General features: G+C 73.5%; 15 protein-coding genes and 1 pseudogene. 5 read left to right on the top strand and 11 right to left on the bottom strand.

Annotation, left to right across the window (positions count from 1 at the left end; genetic code table 11):
• Positions 1-118: 118 nt before the first annotated feature.
• A pseudogene (locus ACFZA0_RS37205) lies at positions 119-439 on the top strand (phosphotransferase); the annotation flags it as partial.
• Positions 440-488: 49 nt separating this feature from the next.
• On the opposite strand, the gene treZ reads toward ACFZA0_RS37205, so the two are convergent.
• The 4 genes from treZ to glgX form a co-directional block, all read right to left on the bottom strand.
• Positions 489-2,243: a malto-oligosyltrehalose trehalohydrolase gene (treZ, locus tag ACFZA0_RS37200; RefSeq protein ID WP_391025282.1), complete on the bottom strand. Its 1,755-nt coding sequence runs from the start codon at positions 2,241-2,243 to the stop codon at positions 489-491.
• A 135-nt stretch (positions 2,244-2,378) separates the two neighbouring features.
• Positions 2,379-3,626, bottom strand: coding sequence for a M14 family zinc carboxypeptidase (locus ACFZA0_RS37195; RefSeq protein ID WP_391025280.1), 1,248 nt, complete (start codon positions 3,624-3,626; stop codon positions 2,379-2,381).
• Between the two features lie 383 nt (positions 3,627-4,009).
• On the bottom strand, positions 4,010-6,376 hold the full coding sequence (gene treY / locus ACFZA0_RS37190) for a malto-oligosyltrehalose synthase (protein WP_391025277.1): 2,367 nt from the start codon (positions 6,374-6,376) through the stop codon (positions 4,010-4,012).
• A 90-nt stretch (positions 6,377-6,466) separates the two neighbouring features.
• Complete coding sequence (gene glgX, locus ACFZA0_RS37185) at positions 6,467-8,596, bottom strand: glycogen debranching protein GlgX (RefSeq protein WP_391025275.1); 2,130 nt, start codon at positions 8,594-8,596, stop codon at positions 6,467-6,469.
• Between the two features lie 385 nt (positions 8,597-8,981).
• Here glgX and ACFZA0_RS37180 point away from each other — a divergent pair, with 385 nt between their 5' ends.
• The gene (locus ACFZA0_RS37180) at positions 8,982-10,256 is read left to right on the top strand and encodes an SAV2148 family HEPN domain-containing protein (protein WP_391025273.1); all 1,275 of its coding nucleotides are present in this window, start codon (positions 8,982-8,984) and stop codon (positions 10,254-10,256) included.
• Positions 10,257-10,407: 151 nt separating this feature from the next.
• On the top strand, positions 10,408-11,127 hold the full coding sequence (locus ACFZA0_RS37175; RefSeq protein ID WP_391025271.1) for an exonuclease domain-containing protein: 720 nt from the start codon (positions 10,408-10,410) through the stop codon (positions 11,125-11,127).
• 15 nt (positions 11,128-11,142) lie between these two features.
• On the opposite strand, the gene ACFZA0_RS37170 is transcribed toward ACFZA0_RS37175, so the two are convergent.
• Together ACFZA0_RS37170 and ACFZA0_RS37165 are read right to left on the bottom strand one after the other, a co-directional pair.
• The gene (locus ACFZA0_RS37170) at positions 11,143-12,006 is read right to left on the bottom strand and encodes a phosphotransferase (protein WP_391025269.1); all 864 of its coding nucleotides are present in this window, start codon (positions 12,004-12,006) and stop codon (positions 11,143-11,145) included.
• A gap of 173 nt (positions 12,007-12,179) precedes the next feature.
• Entirely contained in the window at positions 12,180-14,489 is a 2,310-nt protein-coding gene (locus tag ACFZA0_RS37165) for an MMPL family transporter (RefSeq protein ID WP_391025267.1), read from the bottom strand.
• Between the two features lie 441 nt (positions 14,490-14,930).
• Here ACFZA0_RS37165 and ACFZA0_RS37160 point away from each other — a divergent pair, with 441 nt between their 5' ends.
• Both ACFZA0_RS37160 and ACFZA0_RS37155 read left to right on the top strand, forming a co-directional pair.
• Positions 14,931-15,482: a DUF1697 domain-containing protein gene (locus tag ACFZA0_RS37160; protein ID WP_391025265.1), complete on the top strand. Its 552-nt coding sequence runs from the start codon at positions 14,931-14,933 to the stop codon at positions 15,480-15,482.
• Between the two features lie 82 nt (positions 15,483-15,564).
• Positions 15,565-16,593, top strand: a complete 1,029-nt coding sequence (locus tag ACFZA0_RS37155) for a 2-dehydropantoate 2-reductase N-terminal domain-containing protein (RefSeq protein WP_391025263.1) — start codon at positions 15,565-15,567, stop codon at positions 16,591-16,593.
• Between the two features lie 278 nt (positions 16,594-16,871).
• On the opposite strand, the gene ACFZA0_RS37150 is transcribed toward ACFZA0_RS37155, so the two are convergent.
• The 5 genes from ACFZA0_RS37150 to ACFZA0_RS37130 form a co-directional block, all read right to left on the bottom strand.
• Positions 16,872-17,621 carry a CbiX/SirB N-terminal domain-containing protein gene (locus tag ACFZA0_RS37150; RefSeq protein WP_391025261.1) on the bottom strand — a complete coding sequence of 250 codons (750 nt, stop codon included), beginning with the start codon at positions 17,619-17,621 and terminating at the stop codon, positions 16,872-16,874.
• A gap of 6 nt (positions 17,622-17,627) precedes the next feature.
• The gene (locus ACFZA0_RS37145; RefSeq protein WP_391025258.1) at positions 17,628-18,551 is read right to left on the bottom strand and encodes an ABC transporter permease subunit; all 924 of its coding nucleotides are present in this window, start codon (positions 18,549-18,551) and stop codon (positions 17,628-17,630) included.
• Positions 18,538-19,338 carry an ATP-binding cassette domain-containing protein gene (locus ACFZA0_RS37140; protein ID WP_391025256.1) on the bottom strand — a complete coding sequence of 267 codons (801 nt, stop codon included), beginning with the start codon at positions 19,336-19,338 and terminating at the stop codon, positions 18,538-18,540. The genes ACFZA0_RS37145 and ACFZA0_RS37140 overlap by 14 nt, the downstream gene beginning before the upstream one ends.
• A gap of 35 nt (positions 19,339-19,373) precedes the next feature.
• Positions 19,374-20,477 carry an aliphatic sulfonate ABC transporter substrate-binding protein gene (locus tag ACFZA0_RS37135; RefSeq protein WP_391025284.1) on the bottom strand — a complete coding sequence of 368 codons (1,104 nt, stop codon included), beginning with the start codon at positions 20,475-20,477 and terminating at the stop codon, positions 19,374-19,376.
• A gap of 290 nt (positions 20,478-20,767) precedes the next feature.
• The coding region (locus ACFZA0_RS37130; RefSeq protein ID WP_391025254.1) for a GTP-binding protein at positions 20,768-21,850 on the bottom strand (1,083 nt) is incomplete at its 5' end.

The raw sequence follows: 21,850 nt of genomic DNA, 5'->3' as shown, positions 1-21,850 counted from the left end.
CGCGCCGGCCGGGCGCCCGGGGGGGGGGCGCCGGCGGCCAGCCGGGGGCGCCCCCCCCCCCCCGCCCCCGGCGGGGGGCCCCCCCCCCCGCGCCCCCCCCCCGGGGGGGGGGGCCCCCGACGGCAGGGTGCGCGGGGTGCTGGGCTGGACCGACTCCCTGCTCGGCGACCCCGCCGAGGACATCGCGCGGCTCTCGCGCGCCGTGGGGTCGCCCGCCGCCGTGCGGGCGGCCACCCTCGCGGGGTACGGGCCGAGACCGTGCCTGCGCGGCCTGTGGCTGGCCCGCCTGGACAGCGTGGTCCGGCTGGCGGACGGACTGCGGGGACGGCCCGGCGCGCCGCTGCCGGTGCTGAGGGACGAACTGCGGAACGCCTGGGAGGCCATCCTCCTGGAGCGGGTGGCCGAACCCCACGACGAGGGCCGCGGCGAACAGGACTGATCGCGGCCGGAGTTGACGCGCGGGGCGGCTCGGGCGGCCCGCGCGGCCCTCAACTCTGCAGCAGCACCGCGCAGGACGCGCCGGGGACGTGCAACAGCCCGTCCTCGCCCGGCCCTCGGACCGGCTCCCAGGCCGCGAGCACCTCCGCGCGCCGGCTGCCGAGCGGCACGGTCGCCGGCTCCTTGCCGAGGTTCACCGCGACCCGCAGGTCACCGCGCCGGAAGGCGATCCAGCGGGCGTCCTCGTCGTAGGCGACCTTGGTGTCGGCGAGGGAGGGGGCGGTGAGGTCCGGGTAGTCGCGGCGCAGGGCGAGCAACTGCCGGTACCAGTCCAGGATCCGGGCGTGCGGGGCGCGTTCCGGCTCCGACCAGTCGAGGCAGGAGCGGTCGCGGGTGGCGGGGTCCTGCGGGTCCGGGACGTCCTCCTCGCGCCAGCCGTGCGCCGCGAACTCCCGCCGCCTGCCGCGCCGTACGGCCTCGGCCAGCTCGGGGTCGGTGTGGTCGGTGAAGAACTGCCACGGGGTGCTCGCCGCCCACTCCTCGCCCATGAACAGCATCGGGGTGAACGGCGACGTCAGTGTCAGGGTCGCCGCGCACGCCAGGAGCCCCGGCGACCGGTCGAGCAGCATCCCCGAAAGGCGGTCGCCCTGGGCGCGGTTGCCGACCTGGTCGTGGGTCTGGCTGTAGGCGAGCAGCCGGTGCGCGGACATCCGGGTGCGGTCCAGCGGGCGCCCGTGGTGGCGGCCCCGGAAACTGGAGTACGTGCCGTCGTGGAAGTAGCCGCCGGTGAAGGTCTTCGCGAGCGCGGCCATCGGGGTCCGCGCGAAGTCGGCGTAGTAGCCCTGGGACTCACCGGTCAGCGCGGTGTGCAGGCAGTGGTGGACGTCGTCGTTCCACTGCGCGTGCAGGCCGAGGCCGTGTTCCTCGCGCGGGGTGATCAGCCGCGGGTCGTTGAGGTCGGACTCCGCGACCAGGAAGAGCGGGCGGCCGGTCTCGGCGGCCAACGCGTCGACGGCGGCGGACAGTTCCTCCAGGAAGTGCAGCGCCCGGGTGTCGACCAGGGCGTGCACCGCGTCCAGCCGCAGCCCGTCGAGCCGGTAGTCGCGCAGCCACGCCAGGGCGCTGCCCAGCAGGAACGCGCGCACCTCGTCGGAGCCGGGCGCGTCCAGGTTGACCGCCGAACCCCACGGTGTCTGGTGGGTGTCGGTGAAGTAGGGGCCGAAGGCGGGCAGGTAGTTGCCGCTCGGGCCCAGGTGGTTGTGCACCACGTCGAGGACGACGCCGAGGCCCAGTTCGTGCGCCCGGTCCACGAACCGGCGCAGCGCCTCCGGGCCGCCGTACGGCTCGTGCACCGCCCACAGCGAAACACCCTCGTACCCCCAGCCGTTGCGGCCGGGGAACGGGCACAACGGCATCAACTCGACGTGGGTGATGCCCAGTTCGACGAGGTGCTCAAGGCGTCCGGCCGCCGCGTCGAGGGTGCCCTCGGGGGTGTACGTGCCCACGTGCAGTTCGTAGAGGACGGCACCGGGCAGCGGCCGGCCGGGCCAGTCGGACCGCCACGTGTACCCGGAGGGGTCGACGACGGCGCTGAGTCCGTCCGGGCCCTCCGGCTGGCGCCGCGAGCGGGGGTCGGGCAGCACGGGCCCGTCGTCCAGCGAGAATCCGTAGCGGGTGCCGTCGCGCGCGGGCGCCTCGCCCGTCCACCATCCGTCGCGCGTGCTGTCGCGTTCCAGCGCGTACGTGTCGTCGTCGCACCGCAGCGTCACCCGGCCGGCCTGCGGGGCCCACACTTCGAACTGCACGGACGGTTCCCCTTCGTCTGTCCACGTGACGTGGTCTTCTCCATCGTCCTGCAAACGCCGTCGGCGCGCTTGTGGAACTTCCCCTTTGGGCGGAGACGTCGCGCACACGTGCGGACCTCACGCGTGCGCACGCCGTCACGCCGCGACGCGCGCGTGCCGGGCGGTGGCGACCACCGTCCGCGACTGATGCTCCACCTGGTGCTCTATGGGTACCCAGCGGGCCTTGAAGCGCCGGGCGAACGTGCTGCTCCACAGCGACACCAGCTCGTCCATGCGGGGCGCGGCCGCGTCGCCCGCCTCGTGCAGCACGCGGCGGGCCATCGCGGCCGCGCGCAGCGGCAGCCGGCGGCCGAACGCGTCGACACTGCCGATGTACGCCATGGTCGACCCGGCGGGCGGCAGCCCGTTCCAGTCGGCGGCCAGGCCCGGCACCACGTCGAGCACCCACCGGGTGGCCCGCAGCAGCGGCCCGTCCGGGCTGTCCAGGCGCGGCAGCGCCTCGGCGAGGACGCGTTCGACCTCCAGGGCGTCCGCCCGCAGCCGGTCCGCCAGCCGCCGCATGGCCGCCGCGGGCGCCGGGTGCGGGGCGGGGTCGTCGACCAGGTCGCTCGCCCACATCGGCACCTCGACGACGGCGGTCAGCCCGCCGTAGCGGTGCGCGCGGTACCAGGTGCTCAGGCGCGCGTCGTCGGGCAGGCTCGGGAACGCGAGCCCCGTGCCGGGGGCGGGCATCACGTGCACGCCGGGGCCGGAGGCGGGCCAGCCCGCGGCGTCGGAGGCGCCCGTCTCCACCGGAATGTGAAGCTGCGCCGCGGACTTGGCGAACGGCTCGGCGAGACCGGGGACGTCCTTGGTCAACTGCACCCAGCTGCCGCCGAGATCGGTGCCGTGCAGGGTCACCTGGAGGTAGGGACGCAGTTCGTCGATGACGCGGAACAGGGTGAGGGTCTCCGGCGGCAGCAGACCGGGCGGCAGCACCGAGGGCGACCACTCGGGCTGTTCGTGGCCCGCGGGCCGGAAGAAGCCCAGGTGGTAGTCGTAGAGGCTGCGCGGGGCCGGAGTGACGTGCAGGCTCGCCCCGTCGGGGTCGGCGCAGAGCAGGAAGTGCCAGGCCTGGTCGGCTCTCAACTCCCGCTCCTCCAGCACGCGTTCGGCGAGGGAGAGAAGGGTGGAGCCGCCGGCGGGTTCGTTCGCGTGGGCTCCCGCCACCACGAGCACGGCGGGTTTCGCCCGGCCCACGGACAGCAGGTGCAACGGTCTGCCGGCCCGGGACCGGCCGACCTCCCGGAGCGTACAGAGGCCGGGCTGACGAACAGTCATCGACCGCGCGTACGCGACCATTTCGGGCACACTGGGGTAGCGCAGCTCCCGCAGGTGACTCACCCCCGACTCGTCGGCCCCGCATCGCCACGGGCAGTACCCCACGGCCGCCCGGAACTGTCAAGAACACCGTGGGTCGGCACCGGGGGCGCCCGGAGGCAGGGAGCCGTGCCGGGCCGGGCCGGGTGTCCCGGGGCCGCGCCGGGCGCCGCCGGGCCGGGGCACGCGAGGCCGCCGCGGTCCGGGGCGCGACCGCGCCGGGCGGGCGGACGGCCGCACCCCGGCCACCGTGCGGCCGGTCCTCCGGGTCCTCCGCCGTGCCGGTGGCGACACCGCCCCGGCGCCCGCGGCCCGCGCGGGTCGCCGTGCTTCCGTGCGCCGCGCCGAAGGCTTGCGGCGCGGCGCACGCCGCGGGCACCGGGCCCGCGGCGTGCGGCAGGCGGCGCCTACGCGGCCCCGGCGCCGTCGCCGTCGTCCACCCGCTCCAGGAGCGCCACCGGCAGCGGCGCGAAGAGGTTGGCGAGCGGCACCGAACCGGCGAACTCCCTCTCCGGGGAGAGCACATCGGCCCAGCGTCCGGGCGGCAGCGGCAGCACGGTGTCCCGCCAGCCGCCCGCGTCCACCAGCCGCAGGGACAGCCGGGTCACCGCGGTGACCACCCGGCCCGACCGTGCGAACGCGACGCAGTGCTCCGCCGCCGCCCCCTCGGCGGGCAGCGCCTCGTACGTCGCCGCGCTCCCGAAGGCGTCCGGGCGGCGGGCGCGCAGCCGCAGCGCCGCGGCCGTGACCGCGCCCTTCTCCCCGGGGTCGTCGGGCGGGAAGTCCACCGGGCGGCGGTTGTCCGGGTCGACCAGCGCCCGGTACTCGGCCTCCGTGCCCTGGTAGAGGTCGGGCACGCCCGGCATCGTCAGGTGCGTGAGCGCCGTGCCGAGCACGTTGGCGCGGACGTGCGGTTCGAGGCGGCGGCGCAGCTCCGCGACCCGTTCGCCGGGCGCGCCGCACGGCCCGTGCGCGACGAAGGCGGCCACCGCCTCCTCGTACGCGGGGTCCTGCTCGGTCCAGGTGGTGTGCAGGCCGGCCTCGCGCACGTGCTTGAGCAGTGCGTCCCGGACCCGGTCGGCGGACGCCGGGCCGAGCCCGAACACCGTCTGCCAGGCGGCCCAGGCGAGCTGTCCGTCCGGCACGTCGGTCGCGTCGCGGGACAGCTCCGCCAGCAACTGCGCCCAGCGTTCGGGGCATTCGGTGAGCACGGCCAGTGCCGCCCGCACGTCGGCGCTGCGCTTGGTGTCGTGGGTGGACACGACCACCCCGGTCGCCGGCCAGTCGCGCTGCACCCGCCCGCAGTACGCGTGGAAGTCCGCCGGGGATACGGCGGGGCTGCCGGGGCTGCCGCCGACCTCGGTCGCCGACAGCAGCGGTGCGTACCGGTAGAAGGCGCTGTCCTCCACGGACTTGGCGCGCAGCGCGGACGCCGTCTGCGCGAACCGGGTCCGGATCTCCTGGAGTTCGGGTGTCGCGGGGCCGAGCAGCAGCCCGCGCACCGCGTCGACGGCATCCGCCTCCTCGGGCACCGTGAAGGCGCTCCGGGCCTCGCGCGCGGCCTCCTCGGTGACGACCCGCGCCGCGTCCCCGGAGGCGTACGGCCGGTACACGTCGAGCCGGACGAGCAGTTCGCGCAGCGCGGCGGCCACCGCCCAGGGGGCACGGTCGCGCAGCGACGCGTCGGGGGAGGCGGCGACGAGGCGGTCCGCGGTGCGGGCGAGCCGGTCCGACTCGGCGGCCAGCTCGTGCGCGAGCACGGTGTACGCGGCCCGCCGCACGGTCGGCTCCCACTGTCCGCCGAGGTCCGCCTGCGGGGTGGCGAACTTCCGGTAGCGCAGCGTGAGTTCGTCGGCGCCGACGGGGTCGGTGAAGATGCCGTCGATGTGCCGCAGCGCGTCGTAGCCGGTGGTGCCGGCGACGGGCCAGGAGCCGGGGAGGTGCTCGCCGTCCGAGAGGATCTTCTCGACGACGGTCCAGCGCCCGCCGGTCGCCTCGTCCAGCCGGGCCAGATAGCCGTCCGGGTCGGCGAGTCCGTCGGGGTGGTCGATGCGCAGGCCGTCCACGACGCCCTCACGGACGAGTCCGAGGATCTTGTCGTGGGTGGCGGCGAAGACCTCCGGGTCCTCGACCCGCACCCCGATCAGCTCCGAAATGCTGAAGAAACGGCGGTAGTTGAGGTCGGTGCGGGCCAGCCGCCACCAGGCGGGGCGGTACCACTGCGCGTCCAGGAGCTGGAGCAGCGGCAGTTTCTCCGTGCCCTCGCGGAGGGGGAACTCGTGGTCGTGGTAGCGCAGGACGTTCCCGTCCGGCCGCAGGTGCTCCAGCTCCTGCCCGAGCGGGCCGCCGAGCACCGGGAGCAGCAGCCGGCCGCCCTGCGCCTCCCAGTCGATGTCGAACCAGCGGGCGTACGGCGACGCGGGGCCCTCGCGGAGCACCTCCCACAGGGCCCTGTTGTGCCGGGGCGACATCGCCATGTGGTTGGGCACGATGTCCACCACGAGGCCCAGTCCGTGGGCGTGCGCGGTGCGGGCCAGGGCACGCAGTCCGTCCTCGCCGCCGAGTTCACCGCGCACGCGCGCGTGGTCGACGACGTCGTAGCCGTGGGTGGAGCCGGGGACGGCCTCCAGGACGGGCGACAGATGCAGGTGGGAGACGCCGAGCGACGCCAGGTAGGGGACGGCGGCCTCGGCCGCCGCGAACGGGAACGCGGGCTGCAGCTGCAGCCGGTAGGTGGCCGTGGGCACCGCCGGGCGGGGACGCTCAGGAGTCATGGGACTCTACGTACCCGCCCGGCCGCACTTCGTGTCATCACCTCGCCCACATGCCGCCGCCGGACGCCCGGCCCGGCGGCGCGGGCGGTCCTACGTGGGCCGCCTGAGCACCACCAGGCTCCGGTCCACGAGGGTCACGCTGTCACCGGCCGCGATCTTCTCGCCGGTGCCCGGCGGCACGCCCCCGGGGCGGCCCGTGTCGACGACCAGCTCCCACTGCCGCCCGTGGTCGACGGGCGCCACGAACTCCAGTTGTTTCGGGGAGGCGTTGAACATCAGCAGGAACGAGTCGTCGCCGATGTGCTCGCCGCGCTGGCCGGGCTCGGAGATGGCGTTGCCGTTGAGGAACACGGTGAGGGCCGAGGCCTGTGCCGAGTCCCAGTCCTGCTGGGCCATCTCCTGGCCCTCGGGCGAGAACCACGCGATGTCCGACAGCTCGTCGTGCGTGCCCTCCACGGGACGGCCGTGGAAGAAGCGGCGCCGCCGGAAGACCGGGTGCTCCTTGCGCAGCCGCACCATCGCCCGGGTGAACTCCAGCATGGCGCCGGCGTCGGCGGGGGCACCGTCGCCGTCGTCCGGCCACTGCACCCACGACAGTTCGTTGTCCTGGCAGTAGGCGTTGTTGTTGCCGTGCTGGGTGCGCGCGAACTCGTCGCCGTGGCTGATCATCGGCACGCCCTGCGACAGCATCAGCGTCGCGAGGAAGTTGCGCATCTGCCGTGCCCGCAGCTCCAGTACGGCCGGGTCGTCGGTGTCGCCCTCCGCGCCGCAGTTCCACGACCGGTTGTGGCTCTCGCCGTCGCGGTTGTCCTCGCCGTTGGCGTCGTTGCGCTTGTCGTTGTACGACACCAGGTCGTGCAGGGTGAACCCGTCGTGGCAGGTGACGAAGTTGATCGACGCGAGCGGGCGCCGCCCGTCGTCCTGGTAGAGGTCGGACGACCCGGTCAGCCGGGACGCGAACTCGCCCACCGCGCGCGGCTCCCCGCGCCACACGTCGCGCACCGTGTCGCGGTACTTGCCGTTCCACTCCGTCCACAGGGGCGGGAAGTTGCCCACCTGGTAGCCGCCCTCGCCGACGTCCCACGGCTCGGCGATCAGCTTCACCTGGGAGACGACCGGGTCCTGCTGCACCAGGTCGAAGAACGACGACAGCCGGTCCACCTCGTGGAACTGGCGTGCCAGCGTGGCCGCGAGGTCGAAGCGGAACCCGTCGACGTGCATCTCGGTGACCCAGTAGCGCAGCGAGTCCATGATGAGCTGGAGCACGTGCGGGGAGCGCATCAGCAGGGAGTTGCCGGTGCCGGTGGTGTCCATGTAGTAGCGGGGGTCGTCCATCAGGCGGTAGTACGACTGGTTGTCGATGCCGCGGAACGACAGCGTCGGACCGAGGTGGTTGCCCTCCGCCGTGTGGTTGTAGACCACGTCGAGGATGACCTCGATGCCCGCCTCGTGCAGCGCCCGCACCGCCGACTTGAACTCCAGGACCTGCTGGCCCCGGTCGCCCCAGGACGCGTAGGCGTTGTGCGGGGCGAAGAAGCCGATGGTGTTGTAGCCCCAGTAGTTGTTGAGGCCCATGTCGACCAGGCGGTGGTCGTTCACGAACTGGTGCACCGGCATCAGTTCGAGCGCCGTGACGCCCAGCGAGGTGAGGTGTTCCAGGATCGCCGGGTGGGCCAGCGCGGCGTAGGTGCCGCGCAGCTCCTCGGGCAGCCCCGGGTGACGCATCGTGAGGCCCTTGACGTGGGACTCGTAGATCACCGTGTGGTGGTACTCGGTGCGCGGCGGCCGGTCGTCGCCCCAGTCGAAGTAGGGGTTGACGACGACGGACGTCATCGTGTGCGTCGCCGAGTCCAGGTCGTTGCGGGAGTCGGGGGAGCCGAAGTGGTAGCCGTACACCTCCTCCCCCCAGCGGACGGAGCCGCTGACCGCCTTCGCGTACGGGTCGAGGAGCAGCTTCGCCGAGTTGATGCGCTGCCCGCGCTCCGGCGCGTAGGCGCCGTGCATGCGGAACCCGTACCGCTGACCCGGCATCACGCCGGGCAGGTACGCGTGCCGCACGAAGGCGTCGCTCTCGCGCAGCTCCACCGCCGTTTCCGAGCCGTCGTCGTGCAGCAGACACAGCTCTACTCGGTCCGCGGCCTCCGAGAAGACCGCGAAGTTCGTGCCGGCGCCGTCGTACGTGGCGCCGAGTGGGTACGCCTCTCCAGGCCAGACCTGCATGGATACGACTCTTTCAGGTGTACCGCTCGGTTGGGGGAGCCTTGGCCACGAGTCTCCCCGAAAGTGGCGAGCGACCGGCCATGACGTGGAGCTCCGCACGAGGAGAAGTCCGGACCGGCTGCCGGGCCCCCTCCGTTCGAAGCTCCTGGGTCCCTCTTCCCCCGCTCGCGGATTCCTACGCTGCACGGCGCCGATCGGGCGGGGCGCCGGCGCGCGCACCGGCCCCGCACCTCGGCCCGGGACGGGCGCCGGGGCTATGACCCCGCTCACTCGGCCGGGCCGTGCGCCGCGGAACCGTCGGACGGGGAACGGCAGTTGGGAAACCACCCTGTCCATCCGGCTGCACCGCCGACCGCTCCCGGAGTAGGCTTCCTTGATCGTCGGGATGAGCGGTGCAGGGGGAGCGGAAGGCGGTGCGCGGGTGGGGTCGGGAGGACTGGAGCTGCCTCCTGGTGACGAGGGTCACGAGGGGAACTCCGGGGACGTCCCGCCCGGTGCGGTGTCCCTGGCCCGGCCGATGGACGTGGGTGCCATCGGTCCGGAGCTGGCATGGGGCGCCGACGCCTGGCGCGAGGTACGCACGCGTGCCCAGCGGGCCGGGCGTGCGTACATATGGCTGAACCTGGTGGAGCAACGGCTGCGCGCCGTCGTCGCGGCGGTCCTGCGGCCCATCTACGAACCCGTGCACGGCGACGACTGGGTGGTGGCCGCCGCGGGGCCGGCCGGCCAGGAGTGGGTGCAGCGCGCCGTCGCGGTGCGCGAGGTCAGCCGCCGCAAGGGCTACCTGCTCGACCCGGCCGACGACAACGTCCTCAGCTTCCTGACGCTGCCGCAGCTGCGCGAGCTGATGGTGCAGCACTGGCCCTGCTTCGAGCCGTACGTGGACGAGCGGCGCGACGTCGAACTCGCCCTGGACGAGCTGGAGGTCACCCGCAACGTCGTCTCCCGCAACCGGGCGCTGTCCGAGGCGGTGCTCGGCCAGGCCGAACGCGCCTCGGCCCGGCTCCTGGAGATCCTCGGCGCGGGCGGCGACGTGCCCTCCGCGCGCCGGCTGCCGCTCGACGCCGTCGAGTCGCTGGTGGGCGACCGGTACGCGGACGTGGTCGCCGTGCATCCCGACCGGGTGCGGCTGCTGCGCCGCTTCCCGGCGGAGGACATCTTCGGCGGCGCGCGTCGGCTGGACGCCATCGGCATCGGCCTCAACCTCCTCGTGCAGAACTTCTCCGGCCGCCGCCTGGTGCGCCTGGCCGAGGCGGGCTGCCGGGTGCGGCTGCTCTTCCTCAACCCGGCCTCCAGCGCGGTGAAGCGACGCGAGCGCGAACTGGGCATCAAGCGGGGTGAGTTGAGCCGTTCCGTGGAGACGAACATCCTGCACATGCGGCGGGTGCGCTCGCGGCTGCGCGACCAGGGCGCGTTCGAGATCCAGGTCTTCGACGAGACGCCGCGCTTCACCGCGTACCTCGTCGACGGCGACGGCGCCGACGGCATCGCCGTCGTCCAGTCGTACCTGCGCCGCACCCGGGGCCTGGAGGCTCCGGCGCTGGTGCTGCGCAACGGCAGCAGAACGGTCAGAACGGACGATCCGGACGAGCCGGGTCTTTTTCCCACGTACCGCGAGGAGTTCGAGCTGATGTGGGCGGACTCCCGGCCCGTCTCCTGACGGCCGACGGGGGCCGCGCGACCGGACGAAAACCGTCCGGAACGGGACGCGGCGGGCAAGCGGAACGCGGTGCTCTGGTTGTCGGTGGCGCATGCGATGGTGGGAACCACTGGGGGACAGCAGCACCGAACGAGGGAAGAGGGGGGCCGCCATGGGCTGGCACCACGAGCCGCTGATCGGCTTCGACCTGGAGACGACGGGCACCGACGTCGAGACCGACCGCATCGTCACCGCGGCCGTCGTGCGCCTGGAGGCCGACGGCACCGTGTCGCACCAGCGCACCTGGCTGCTCGACCCGGGGGTCGCCATACCGGAGCAGGCGTCCGCGATCCACGGCATCTCCACCGCCCGCGCCCGTGCCGACGGCCGGCCCGCCGCCGCGGCCGTCGAGGAGATCGCCGCGACCGTCGCCGACGGACTGCGCGCCGGCACCCCCCTCGTCGTGATGAACGCGCGCTACGACCTCTCGCTGCTCGACCGCGAGTGCCGCAGGCACGGCCTCGCCTCGGTCGGCGACCGGCTCGGGGGCGTCCCCTCGCCGGTGATCGACCCCCTCGTCCTCGACAAGCACGTCGACAAGTACCGCAAGGGCAAGCGCGCCCTGCACGCGCTGTGCGCCCACTACGGCGTCCCGCTCGACGACGCGCACGACGCGCGGGCCGACGCGGTGGCCGCCGCCCGCGTGGTGCGCGCCATGGCCGAGCGGCACGGGCCCGTGGGCGCCACACCGCCTGCGGACCTGCACGACCTCCAGGTGCGCGCGGCGGCCGAGCAGTCGGCGTCGCTCCAGTCCTACCTGCGCCGGACGGCGAACCCGACGGCGGTCGTCGAGGCGGCCTGGCCGGTCATACCCCGGCCCCGCGGCCACTGACCGGCGGACGGCCCGTCAGAACGGGTACCAGCGCACCGACTCGTCGCCCTCCCGCAGGGACGCCACCCTGCGCCGGAACTCCTCCAGCGCCCGCGGGTTGCTCGGCGCGTGCTGCGCGACCCACGCGCAACTGGCCGTCTCGCGGGCGCCGCGCAGCACCGAACAGCCGTCCCACGCGCGCACGTCCCAGCCGTACTCGTCGGTGAACGCGTCGTAGGACTCGGCGGGCAGTCCGTACCGGTCCCGCGACAGTGCCATGACCACGAGGTCGTGCTCGCGCAGGTCGGCCGAGAAGGTCTCCAGGTCCACGAGGACGGGCCCGTCAGGCCCGACGTGCACGTTGCGCGGCAGCGCGTCCCCGTGGATCGGGCCCGGTGCCAGGTGGGGCGTCAGCGCCGCCGCCGCGGCGGCGAAACCGTCGCGGCGCTCCCGCAGGTACGCCGCGTCGGCCGGGTCGACCGCGTCGCCCGCGAGGCGCAGCCAGCGTTCGACGCCGCCCAGCAGTTCGCGGCGCGGCAGCGCGAAGTCCGGCGCGGGCAGGGCGTGCACGAGGCGCAGCAGGGCCGCCAGGTCGCGCGGCCCGGCCGGCCGGACGGGGTCGGGCAGCCGGTGCCACACGGTCACCGGGTGCTCGTCGACCAGGCGCGCGTCCGGCTCGGCGGCGCGCACCGCGGGGACGCCCGCACCGGCGAGCCATTCCGCGATCTCCAGTTCGCGCCGGGCACGGCCGAGGAGTTCGGCGTCGCGGCCCACCTTGACGACCAGGTCGCCCGCGGCGAACACCGCGTTCTCGCCGAGCGCGAGGAGCCGGGCCTCGCGCGCGGGTCCGGGCAGTGCGCCCGCCGCCGCCAGTACGCCGCGTGCCGTCGCCTCGTCCATCGCCGTCCGCCTCCGAGTCCGTTGTCGTACGCCCGCTGCCGTACGTCGGCCAGTGTCGCATTCGCACAGGTCGGGCCCGCCGCGAGGTGGCGGGCGGAGCCCGGGACGCGGCGGCGGGGTCCGCCGGTCCGGGTGGACCGGCGGACCCCGCCCCCTTGTGCGGCACCCGTGCGTCAGACCCCGATCCGCGCCCCCTCGTCCTCGTCGTCCGCGTCCGGCACGCCGGACGACCCGGTCGGCGCCGCGGGCAGCGGGGACTCGTCGTGGGTGAGGTCGGGCAGCCGGTTCAGCCACCGGGGCAGGTACCAGTTGCGGTCACCGAGCAGGGCCATCACGGCCGGGAGCAGCACGCCCCGGATGACGGTGGCGTCGATGAGCACCGCCGCCGCCAGGCCCACGCCCATCTGCTTCATGGACTGCATGGACAGCGTCCCGAAGATGGCGAACACGGCGACCATGATGACCGCGGCGCTGGTGACGACGCCGGCCGTGGTGACCACCCCGTGCCGGATGGCGTCCTGCGTGCTCAGGCCCCGCAGCCGTGCCTCGCGGATCCGGGAGACCACGAACACGTGGTAGTCCATCGACAGCCCGAACAGGATGACGAAGAGGAACAGTGGCAGCCAGGTGATGATCGCGCCGACACCGTGCGCCCCCACCAGCGAGGCGCCCCAGCCGTGCTGGAAGACCGCGACGAGGATGCCGTAGGCGGCGCCCACCGAGAGCAGGTTCAGGACGATCGACGTGATCGCGACGGTCAGCGAGCGGAACGACAGCAGCATCAGCAGGAAGGCGAAGACCACGACGAACACGAAGACCGGCAGCACGGAACCGACGAGCTGTTCGTTGAAGTCGTGCGACCCGGCGACCTCGCCGGTGACCGGTGCGCTCACCCCGTCCACCTTGCCGAGGGTGGCGGGCCGCACCGTGTCGCGCAGCGTCTCCAGGCTGTGTCCCGCCTTGTCCTGGTCGGAGCCGCCGACGAGCGGGACGTAGACGAAGGCGATGTTCTGCGCGGCGTGCAGCTTGACGTCGACGGGACCCCGCGACGCCCCCGAACTGACCGCCTGCGCACGGAAGTCGGCGATCGCCGCCTGCACCGCGGGGGCCTGGATGTCGTCCGCGTGCACGACGACCTCGGCCGGTCCGGTGCCGCCGGGGAACGCGTCGTTGACGCGGTCGTAGGTGCCCACGATCGGCAGGGACCTGCCGAACTCCTGGTCGATGGTGAGGTTCTCGGTCTTCATGCCGAGGGCGGGCGCCGCCACCGTGACCAGTGCGGCCACGGCGACCAGGACCGACACCCACGGCCGGCGGAGCACGCCGCGCAGCACGGCGGTCCAGAACCGGCTGCCGTTGCCGTTCGCCTGCCCGTTCGCCTTGCCGTTGCCGTTGGTGCGGCGGCGCCGGCGTTCCGGGTGCAGGAACGGGATGCGGCCCTTCTCGACACGGCGGCCCAGCAGGGACAGCAGCGCGGGAAGCACCGTCACCGAGCCGACCATGGCGACGGCCACGACCATCAGCGAGGCGAGACCCATCGCCTCGAACTCGGCGATGCCGGTGAACAGCATGCCCGCCATCGCGACGCACACCGTGACGCCGGAGACGATGATCGCCCGGCCGCTGGTGGCCGCCGCGATGCGCAGGGCCGTCTCCGGGTCGTGGCCCGCCGCGCGCTCCTCGCGCTCGCGGCGCAGGTAGAACAGGCAGTAGTCGACGCCGACGGCCAGACCCACCAGCAGCATCACGGAGTTGGCGGTGTCGCTCATCGGCTGGAGATGGCTGACGAGCCCCATCAGGCCCATCGTCGCGACGATCGCGGTGATGGCGAGCGCCACCGGGAGCAGGGCGGCGACCAGCGCGCCGAACGCGATCAGCAGGATGCCCAACGCGACCGGCACGGCGGACAGTTCGGCCTTCTGGAAGTCCTTGCCGAAGGCGTCGTCGAACGTCTTCATCATGCTGGCGCTGCCGATCTCCTCGACCCGCACCGACGAGTGCTCCTTCTGCACCCCCTCGACGGCCTTCAGCACGGGGGCCACCCGGTCCCCGGCGGTCTCCGCGTCGCCGCGCATGTCGAACTGCACCAGCGCGCTGCGGCCGTCGCGGGAGATGGTCCTCGTGTCGTACGGGGACGTCACGTCGGTGACCCGGCCCGTGGCGCCCACCGCGTCCACGACGGCGGTCACCGCGGCGCGGAACGCGGGGTCGGTGGCCTTGGTCGAGCCGTCCTTCGCCTGGATCAGGACGGTCTCGCTCGCGGGCTCCTCGATGCCGGCGTCCTCGATGATCGTGGCGGCGGTGTGGGTCTCGCCGCTGAGCTGGTCGCTGTCCTTGACGTCGACCCGGCCCGCGGCGGACCCGAGGCCCATCGCCAGGACGACGAACAGCACCCAGATGCCGACGGCCGTCCAGCGGTGCCGGGCGCTCCAGCCGCCGGCCCGCGCGGCCAGCCCCCGTACCCGTGGTGTTCCGGAATCCATGACCGGCCTGCCCCCCTGTCCGCGGCGGCGGCCACGTGCCGACACCGTTCGATTTCACGGTAGGGCGCGGGCCGTGGCGTCTCGTCGTACTGTCCGGTGAACTACGTCCGATGCGGGTCCTCCCGTCGGGTCGTCCGCCTCCGTACTGGGGAGGACCGCGACCCCCTACACGGACCCCGGTCCTCTCAGGGACCGCACTCGGGGTCGCGGGCGCCCGGAGTGGGCTGCCGCCGTGCGGAGTTGAGCGGATTTGCTCGTCGTTCACCCATAAAGAAACCTTGTTGGACAAGTCACAGCTGACGGCGGGACCTGCTCAGGACTTGCTCCGCACCCGGGTGATGGGCCAGGGTTTCGTCCAGCCGCCCCGCGCGGCCCGGCCGCCGTGCCCACCCCCACGGGGCACGGCGGCCCTTTCGCGTGCGGGCGCCCTAAGGTGTGCCGATGACGACCTACGCCGCGCTGCTGCGCGGGATCAATGTCGGCGGCGCCAAGAAGGTGCCGATGGCCGAACTGCGCGCCCTGCTCTCGTCGCTGGGGCACGAAGACGTCCGTACCCATCTCCAGAGCGGGCAGGCCGTCTTCAGCACGGACCGCGCCGCCGACGAACCCGACGCGCTCGCCGCGGAGATCGCGGAGGCGGTCGAGAAGAGCTTCGGGTTCACCGTCGACGTCCTCGTCCGCGACCACGCCTACCTCCGGGCCGTCGTGGACGACTGCCCCTTCCCGGCGGGCGACCTGGAGCCCAAGCAGCTCCACGTCACCTACTTCTCCGAGCCGGTCGGCGCGGAACGCTTCGCGGAGGCCGCCCCGGAGTCCTTCCTCCCGGAGGAGTTCCGCCTCGGCGACCGGGCCCTGTACCTGTACGCACCGGACGGACTCGGCCGCTCCCGGCTCGCCGTGCAGCTCGCCAGGCCCCGCTTCACCAAGGGGTTGGTGACGACCACCCGCAACTGGAACACCGTCGTCAAGCTGGCCGAACTGACGGCGCCCTGACGGCAGTTCGACGGCGGCGCGGACGCGCCCCGGCGGCGGAGCCGGGCGGGCCGCCGAACGGGGTCCGTGCGAGGCTCGTCCCATGCGCTACATCATCATCGGGGCGGGCGCCGTCGGCGGCGCCGTGGGCGGCAGGCTGGCACAGGCCGGGCACGAGGTCGTGCTCGTGGCGCGGGGCGGACACCTCGCGGCCCTGCGCGAGAACGGGCTGCGGCTGCGGGTGCCCGACGGCGATCTCGTCCTGCGGCCGGCCACGGCCGCCGGGCCCGCCGACCTCGGGCCGCTCAGGGCCGACGACGTCCTCGTCCTGGCCGTGAAGACCCAGGACGCCACGGCCGCGCTGGACACCTGGGGCCCGGCACCCGTGGAGGGCGGCGGAAGTGCCGCCGAGCGGCTGCCGCTGCTGTGCGCGCAGAACGGCGTGGAGAGCAGACGGCAGGCCCTGCGGCGCTTCCGGCACGTGTACGGGGTCTGCGTCTGGCTGCCCGCGACCTTCGCGGAACCCGGCGTCGTCAGCGCGCCCGGGGCACCGCTGACCGGGATCCTGTCCCTCGGCCGCCGCCCGCACGGCATCGACGCCACGGCCCGCGCGATCGCCGCCGACTTCGAGCGGGCCCGCTTCGAGATGCCCCTCGTCGCCGACGTCGCCCGCTGGGAGTACGCGAAGCTGCTCGGCAATCTGGTCAACGCCCTGGAGGCGCTCTGCGGTCCGCTCGGCGGGGACGACGACGTCCTGGAACTGTTCGGACGGGTACGGGACGAGGGCCGGGCCGCGCTCGACGCGGCCGGGATCGCGTACGCGAGCGAGGAGGAGCAGGCCGCGGCGCGCGGCCGGAAGGTCGACCCGGTGCCCCTCGACGGCCGGGTCCGCGAGGGCGGTTCGTCCTGGCAGTCCCTCAGCCGTGCCACCGGCACCATCGAGGCCGACTACCTCAACGGCGAGATCGCCCTCCTGGGCCGGCTGCACGCGGTCCCCACCCCGCTGAACGAACTCCTCCAGCACCTCGCGAACCGCTTCGCCCGCGAGCACCGTCCGCCGGGCTCGCTGCCGGTGGCCGAACTGCTGCGCCTGGCGGACGAGGCGGTCGCGGCAACGACCGGGACGCGCTGAGCCGCCGCGCGCCGGGACCCGCCGCTCGGATCTCGCGCGCCCGGATCCGCCGCCCGGATCCCGCGCGCCCGGACCTCGCCGCCCGGACCTCGCCGCTCGGATCTCGCGCGCCGGGACTCGCCGCTCGGATCTCGCGCGCCGGGACTCGCCGCTCGGATCTCGCGCGCCGGGACTCGCCGCTCGGATCTCGCGCGCCCGGACCTCGCCGCTCGGACCTGCTGCTCGGATCTCGCGCGCCCGGACCTGCCGCCCGGATCCCGCGCGCCCGGACCTGCCGCTCAGACGCCCGCGGTCACCCGCGGCGCGGCCGACTCCGGTGCGCGTGCCGCGTCGTAGCGGTCGAGGAGCAGCCGGGCCACCTCGGGGGCCGGGCCGAGCACCTGGGCCAGGACGTCCGCGTCCGCCGCGCCGCGGGCGATGCGGTCGGGCAGGAAGCCGGGGGCCAGGACGTACGGGGCGACGGCAACGCGCGCGCAGCCCATCGCCCGCAGTTCGCGCACCGCGTCCTCGGTGCGGGGCAGCGCGGCCGACGCGAACGCGGGACGCACGGCGCACCAGCCGGTGCGCCGCCAGTCCCGCGCGATGCCGTCGATCACCGCGAGCGCCTCCGGGTCCGTGGATCCCGCCGACGCCAGCACGACCCCGGTGATGGACCTGGCCGCGGGCGTCAACCCGGTCTCGTACAGGCGCCGTTCGAGGGCGTGCAGCAGCAGGGGGGAGGGGCCGAGCACCTCGGCCTGCCGGATCCGCAGGGTCGGCGGGGCCTCGCTCAGCACCGCGGGGATGTCCCACTTGGCGTGGAACGCCCGGGTCAGCAGCAGTGGTTGGGCCACCACGTCCCGCACTCCCCGCGCCGCCAGCGACTTCAACACCCCCGAAACCGAAGGGGTGTTGAAGTCGAGGAAGCCGGTCTCCACGCGCAGCCCGGGGCGCGCCGACCGTACGCGCCGCACCAGGGCGCGCACGGTCGCCGCGTGCCGCGGGTCGCGGCTGCCGTGGGCGACGACGAGGAGGACCGGTTCACGCACGGCGGATCAGTTCTTCACCAGGAGACCGCGGCTGCGCAGCACGTACCGCTCCAGCGGGCTGAAGATGATCAGGTCGACGGCGATGCCGACGATCAGGATCAGCAGGATCGCCTCGAACACCATCGCCATGTCACTGGCGTTGCGTCCGTTCTCCAGCAACTGCCCGAGCCCCACGCCGAGATCGGGGAACGAGGCGATGATCTCCGCCGCCATCAGCGAGCGCCAGGCGAACGCCCAGCCCTGCTTGAGACCGGCGACGTAACCCGGCAGCGCGGCGGGCAGGGTGATGTGCCAGGTGCCCTTCACGCCGGTCGCGCCGAGCGTGCGGCCCGCGCGCAGGAACAGCGGGGGCACCTGGTCGACGCCGGAGACGAGCCCGTTGGCGATCGAGGGGACCGCGCCGAGCAGGATCACCGCGTACATCATCGAGTTGTTCAGGCCCAGCCAGATCACGGCCGGCGGCACCCACGCCACCGACGGCAGCGACTGGAGGCCGGACAGGATCGGCCCGATGGCGGCGCGCACGAACTTCACGCGCGCCACCAGCAGCCCCAGCGGGGTGCCGATGATCAGGGCGAAGACGAAGCCCAGCAGGCCGCGCGAGACACTCGTCCAGATGTAGCCGAGGAGCTTGCCCTCCAGCCACGCCTCCTTCACCACCGACCACACGGCCCCCGGCGAGGGCAGTTTGGTCGGATCGTCGACGATCTTGAAGGAGACCAGGCCCTGCCACACCAGCAGGACCAGGGCGACCGCGATGAGCGGCGGCAGGATCTTCTCCGTGAAGGTCTGCCGCAGCGGCCTTCTGGCGACGGGCGCCGACTCCAGGGCGTCCAGGCCCGCTTCGAGCCCGGCGAGGTCCTGGTGGTGCTCCGCCGCGTTCTCGTCGTCCCGGCCGACGGCGTCGGCCTTCGTCTCAGTGCTGGCCATGACGGCGGATCTCCCCCCGCAGTTCTTCGGTGATCTCGACGGAAAGCTCCGCGACGGCCGCGTCCTCGACGCGGCGCGGCTGCGGGATGTCGACGGTCCACTCGCGCGCCACCCGTCCCGGACGGGAGGACAGCAGCACCACGCGCTCCGCGAGGCGCACGGCCTCGCGGACGTTGTGCGTCACGAACAGCACCGACAGCCTCGTCTCCCGCCAGATGCGGGTGAGTTCGTCGTGCAGCACGTCGCGGGTGATCGCGTCGAGCGCCGCGAACGGCTCGTCCATCAGCAGCACCCGGGCGTCCTGCGCGAGGGCCCGTGCCATCGCGACGCGCTGGCGCATGCCGCCGGACAGCTCGTGCACCCGCTTGCCGTACGCGCCCGGCAGCCGGACGAGTTCGAGCAGTTCCTCGGTGCGGGCGCGACGGTCGGACTTCTGAACTCCCCTCAGCCGCAGGGCGAGTTCGATGTTCTTGCCCGCGGTCAGCCACGGGAACAGGGCGTGCTCCTGGAACATCAGGGCGGCCCTGCCGTCCGTGCTGATGCTGCCCGCGGTGGGTGCGTCGAGTCCCGCCACCAGGTTCAGCAGCGTGGACTTGCCGCACCCCGAGGCACCCAGGAGGGTGACGAACTCGCCGGGCGCGACGTCGAGGTTGATGTCGTCCAGCACGAGCTGCTGCCCGGCGGGCCCCGCGAACGACTTCGAGACGTGCTCGATACGGGCCGCGTACGCGGCCGTGCCGGCGTCCGTGCTCCCGCCACCGGTGGGATGCGTGAGGCTGGTTGCCATGGTCGTCACCTCCTGGGTTCTCGTCGTCCGGTCGCTCAGCTCGCGCCGAGGCCCGCGTCGTCGACCGCGGTGTCACCGTCGGCCTTCAGCACCTTGTTCAGCAGCGTCAGGTCGTAGATGCCGTTGAGGTCGGGCTTCTTGAGCAGGCCGGCCTTCACCGCGTGGTCGGCCTCGGTGGTCAGCGTGGAGGCCAGCGGGTCGTTGGTGATCTGGATCGACTTCCAGGCCGGGTCCAGCACGTCGGCCGGCAGGGCCTTGCCGGTGTCCGCCTCCAGCTGCTTGTTGGCGGCGGTCTTCGCCGCGTCCGGGTTCGCGTTGATCCACTTGTTCGTCTCGACGGAACCCTTGAGGACCGCCTCGACGGCCTTGGGGTGCTCGGTGAGGAACTTCTGCGACACGATGATGTTCGTGATCACGAACTTGTTGTCGGGCCACAGCGTCGACTCGTCGAGGATCGTCTTGCCGCCCTCGGCGACCAGCTTCGACGCGGTCGGCTCCGGCACCCAGGCGCCGTCGATCGAACCGGCCTTGAACGCGTCCGGCGTCACCTTGTTGTCGCTGCGCACGACGGTGACGTCGCCCTTGCCGCTCTGCGCGTCGACCTTCCAGCCCTGGTCCGCGATCCAGTTGAGGAGCGCCACGTCCTGCGTGTTGCCGAGCTGCGGGGTGGCGATCTTCTTGCCCTTGACGTCCTTCAGGGACTTGATCTTCTTCGGGTTCACGACGAGCTTCACGCCGCCCGACGCCGAACCGCTGATGATGCGCAGGCTCTTGCCCTTGGAGGCCGTGTAGCCGTTGACCGAGGGGGAGGGGCCGATCCAGCCGATGTCGATGGAGCCGGCGTTCAGCGCCTCGATCTCGGAGGGACCCGCGTTGAAGGTGGCGTACTCGGCCTTGGTGGCGCCGAGTTCCTTCTGGAACGTGCCCTGCTGCCGGCCGACCAGCGCGGTCGCGTGCGTCAGGTTGCCGAAGTAGCCGATCTTGACGGAGTCGAGCCCGTCGATCTTCTTCGAACCGGCGGCCACCTTCGAGGTGTCGTCGTCCTTGGAGTCGGAGCCGTAGCCGCAGGCGGCGACCGCGAGCAGCGGAAGGGTCACCAGGGCGACCAGACCGCGGCGGACCCCGGTGCGGCGCGCGATGCGCGGCGCCCCGGTCGAACGGGATCGGAAACGGGGCGATATGGCAGGCACGGGAGGGTTTCCTCTCGAAGGCCCGGCGGTCACGCCTGCTTGTCTGTCAGGTCGTGGCCGGGAGGTCGGCAGGTCTTCGTCGTAACGGGGACGTCCGGTGGGGGGCCAGGGCGCGCAGGCGGTGCGCGTACGTCACGGCGCACATCGCGCGACCCCGCCCTGCCCGCTGCCGAGGGCGCCGCTGCCGACGCGGCCGCCCTCCTTCGCGAACGTGGAGTAGAAATCGGTCGGGTTCATGCTCAGAAGTCCCACCCGTCCTCGTCGGCCTCGTCCTTGACGGGCTCCGGCGAGGCGAAGGACTCGCCCACCATGCCGGCGGTCAGCGTGGTGCCGTCCGCCGGGTCTATCAGGATGAAGGAACCGGTGCGCCGGGAGTCCGCGTACGCGTCGAGGGGGAGCGCCTCGGCGGTGCGGATCTTGACGCGGCCGATGTCGTTGGCGACGAGCTGCCCGGGGTGCGGGTGCAGCGACAGGTCGTCGAGGGTCAGCCGGGACGGGATGTCCTTGACGACCGCCTTGACCGTGCGGGTGCCGTGCTTGAGCAGCACGCGGTGTCCGACGCGCAGCGGTTCGTCCGCGACGTGGCACACCGTCGCCTCGACGTCCTGCGTGGTCACCGGCGCGTCCTTGCTCGGCACGATCAGGTCGCCGCGCGAGGTGTCGATGTCGTCCTCCAGCAGGAGGGTCACCGACTGCGGCGCCCACGCCTCCTCGACCCGCGTGCCCAGCAGGTCGATGCCGGAGACCGTGGTGGTGCGGCCGGACGGCAGGACGGTGACGTCCTCGCCGACGCGGAAGGTCCCGGCGGCGATCTGGCCCGCGTAGCCGCGGTAGTCGGGGTGCTCGGCGCTCTGCGGACGGATCACGTACTGCACGGGCAGCCGGGCGTGGCAGTGCGCCATGTCGTGGCTGACGGCGACGGTCTCCAGGTGTTCGAGGACCGTGGGGCCGCCGTACCAGTCCATGTGGGCGGAGGGTTCCACGACGTTGTCGCCGACGAGCGCGGAGATCGGGATCGCCGTGACCTCGGGGACGCCCAGCTCGGTCGCGTACGCCTCGAACTCCTCGGCGATGGCCGCGAACACGGGCTCGCGGTACTCGACGAGGTCCATCTTGTTGACGGCGAGGACGACGTGCGGCACGCGCAGCAGCGCGGCGATCGCGGCGTGCCGCCGGGTCTGCTCGACGACGCCGTTGCGCGCGTCCACGAGCACCACGGTCAGTTCGGCGGTGGAGGCGCCGGTGACCATGTTGCGGGTGTACTGCACGTGGCCGGGGGTGTCGGCGAGGATGAAGCGGCGCCTGGGGGTGGCGAAGTAGCG

The sequence above is a fragment of the Streptomyces sp. NPDC008150 genome, assembly GCF_042956945.1.
In the GTDB taxonomy this organism is placed as follows: domain Bacteria; phylum Actinomycetota; class Actinomycetes; order Streptomycetales; family Streptomycetaceae; genus Streptomyces.
The sequence above is the reverse complement of the archived record's forward strand: the minus strand, read 5'-3'. Positions and strand labels throughout refer to the sequence as shown.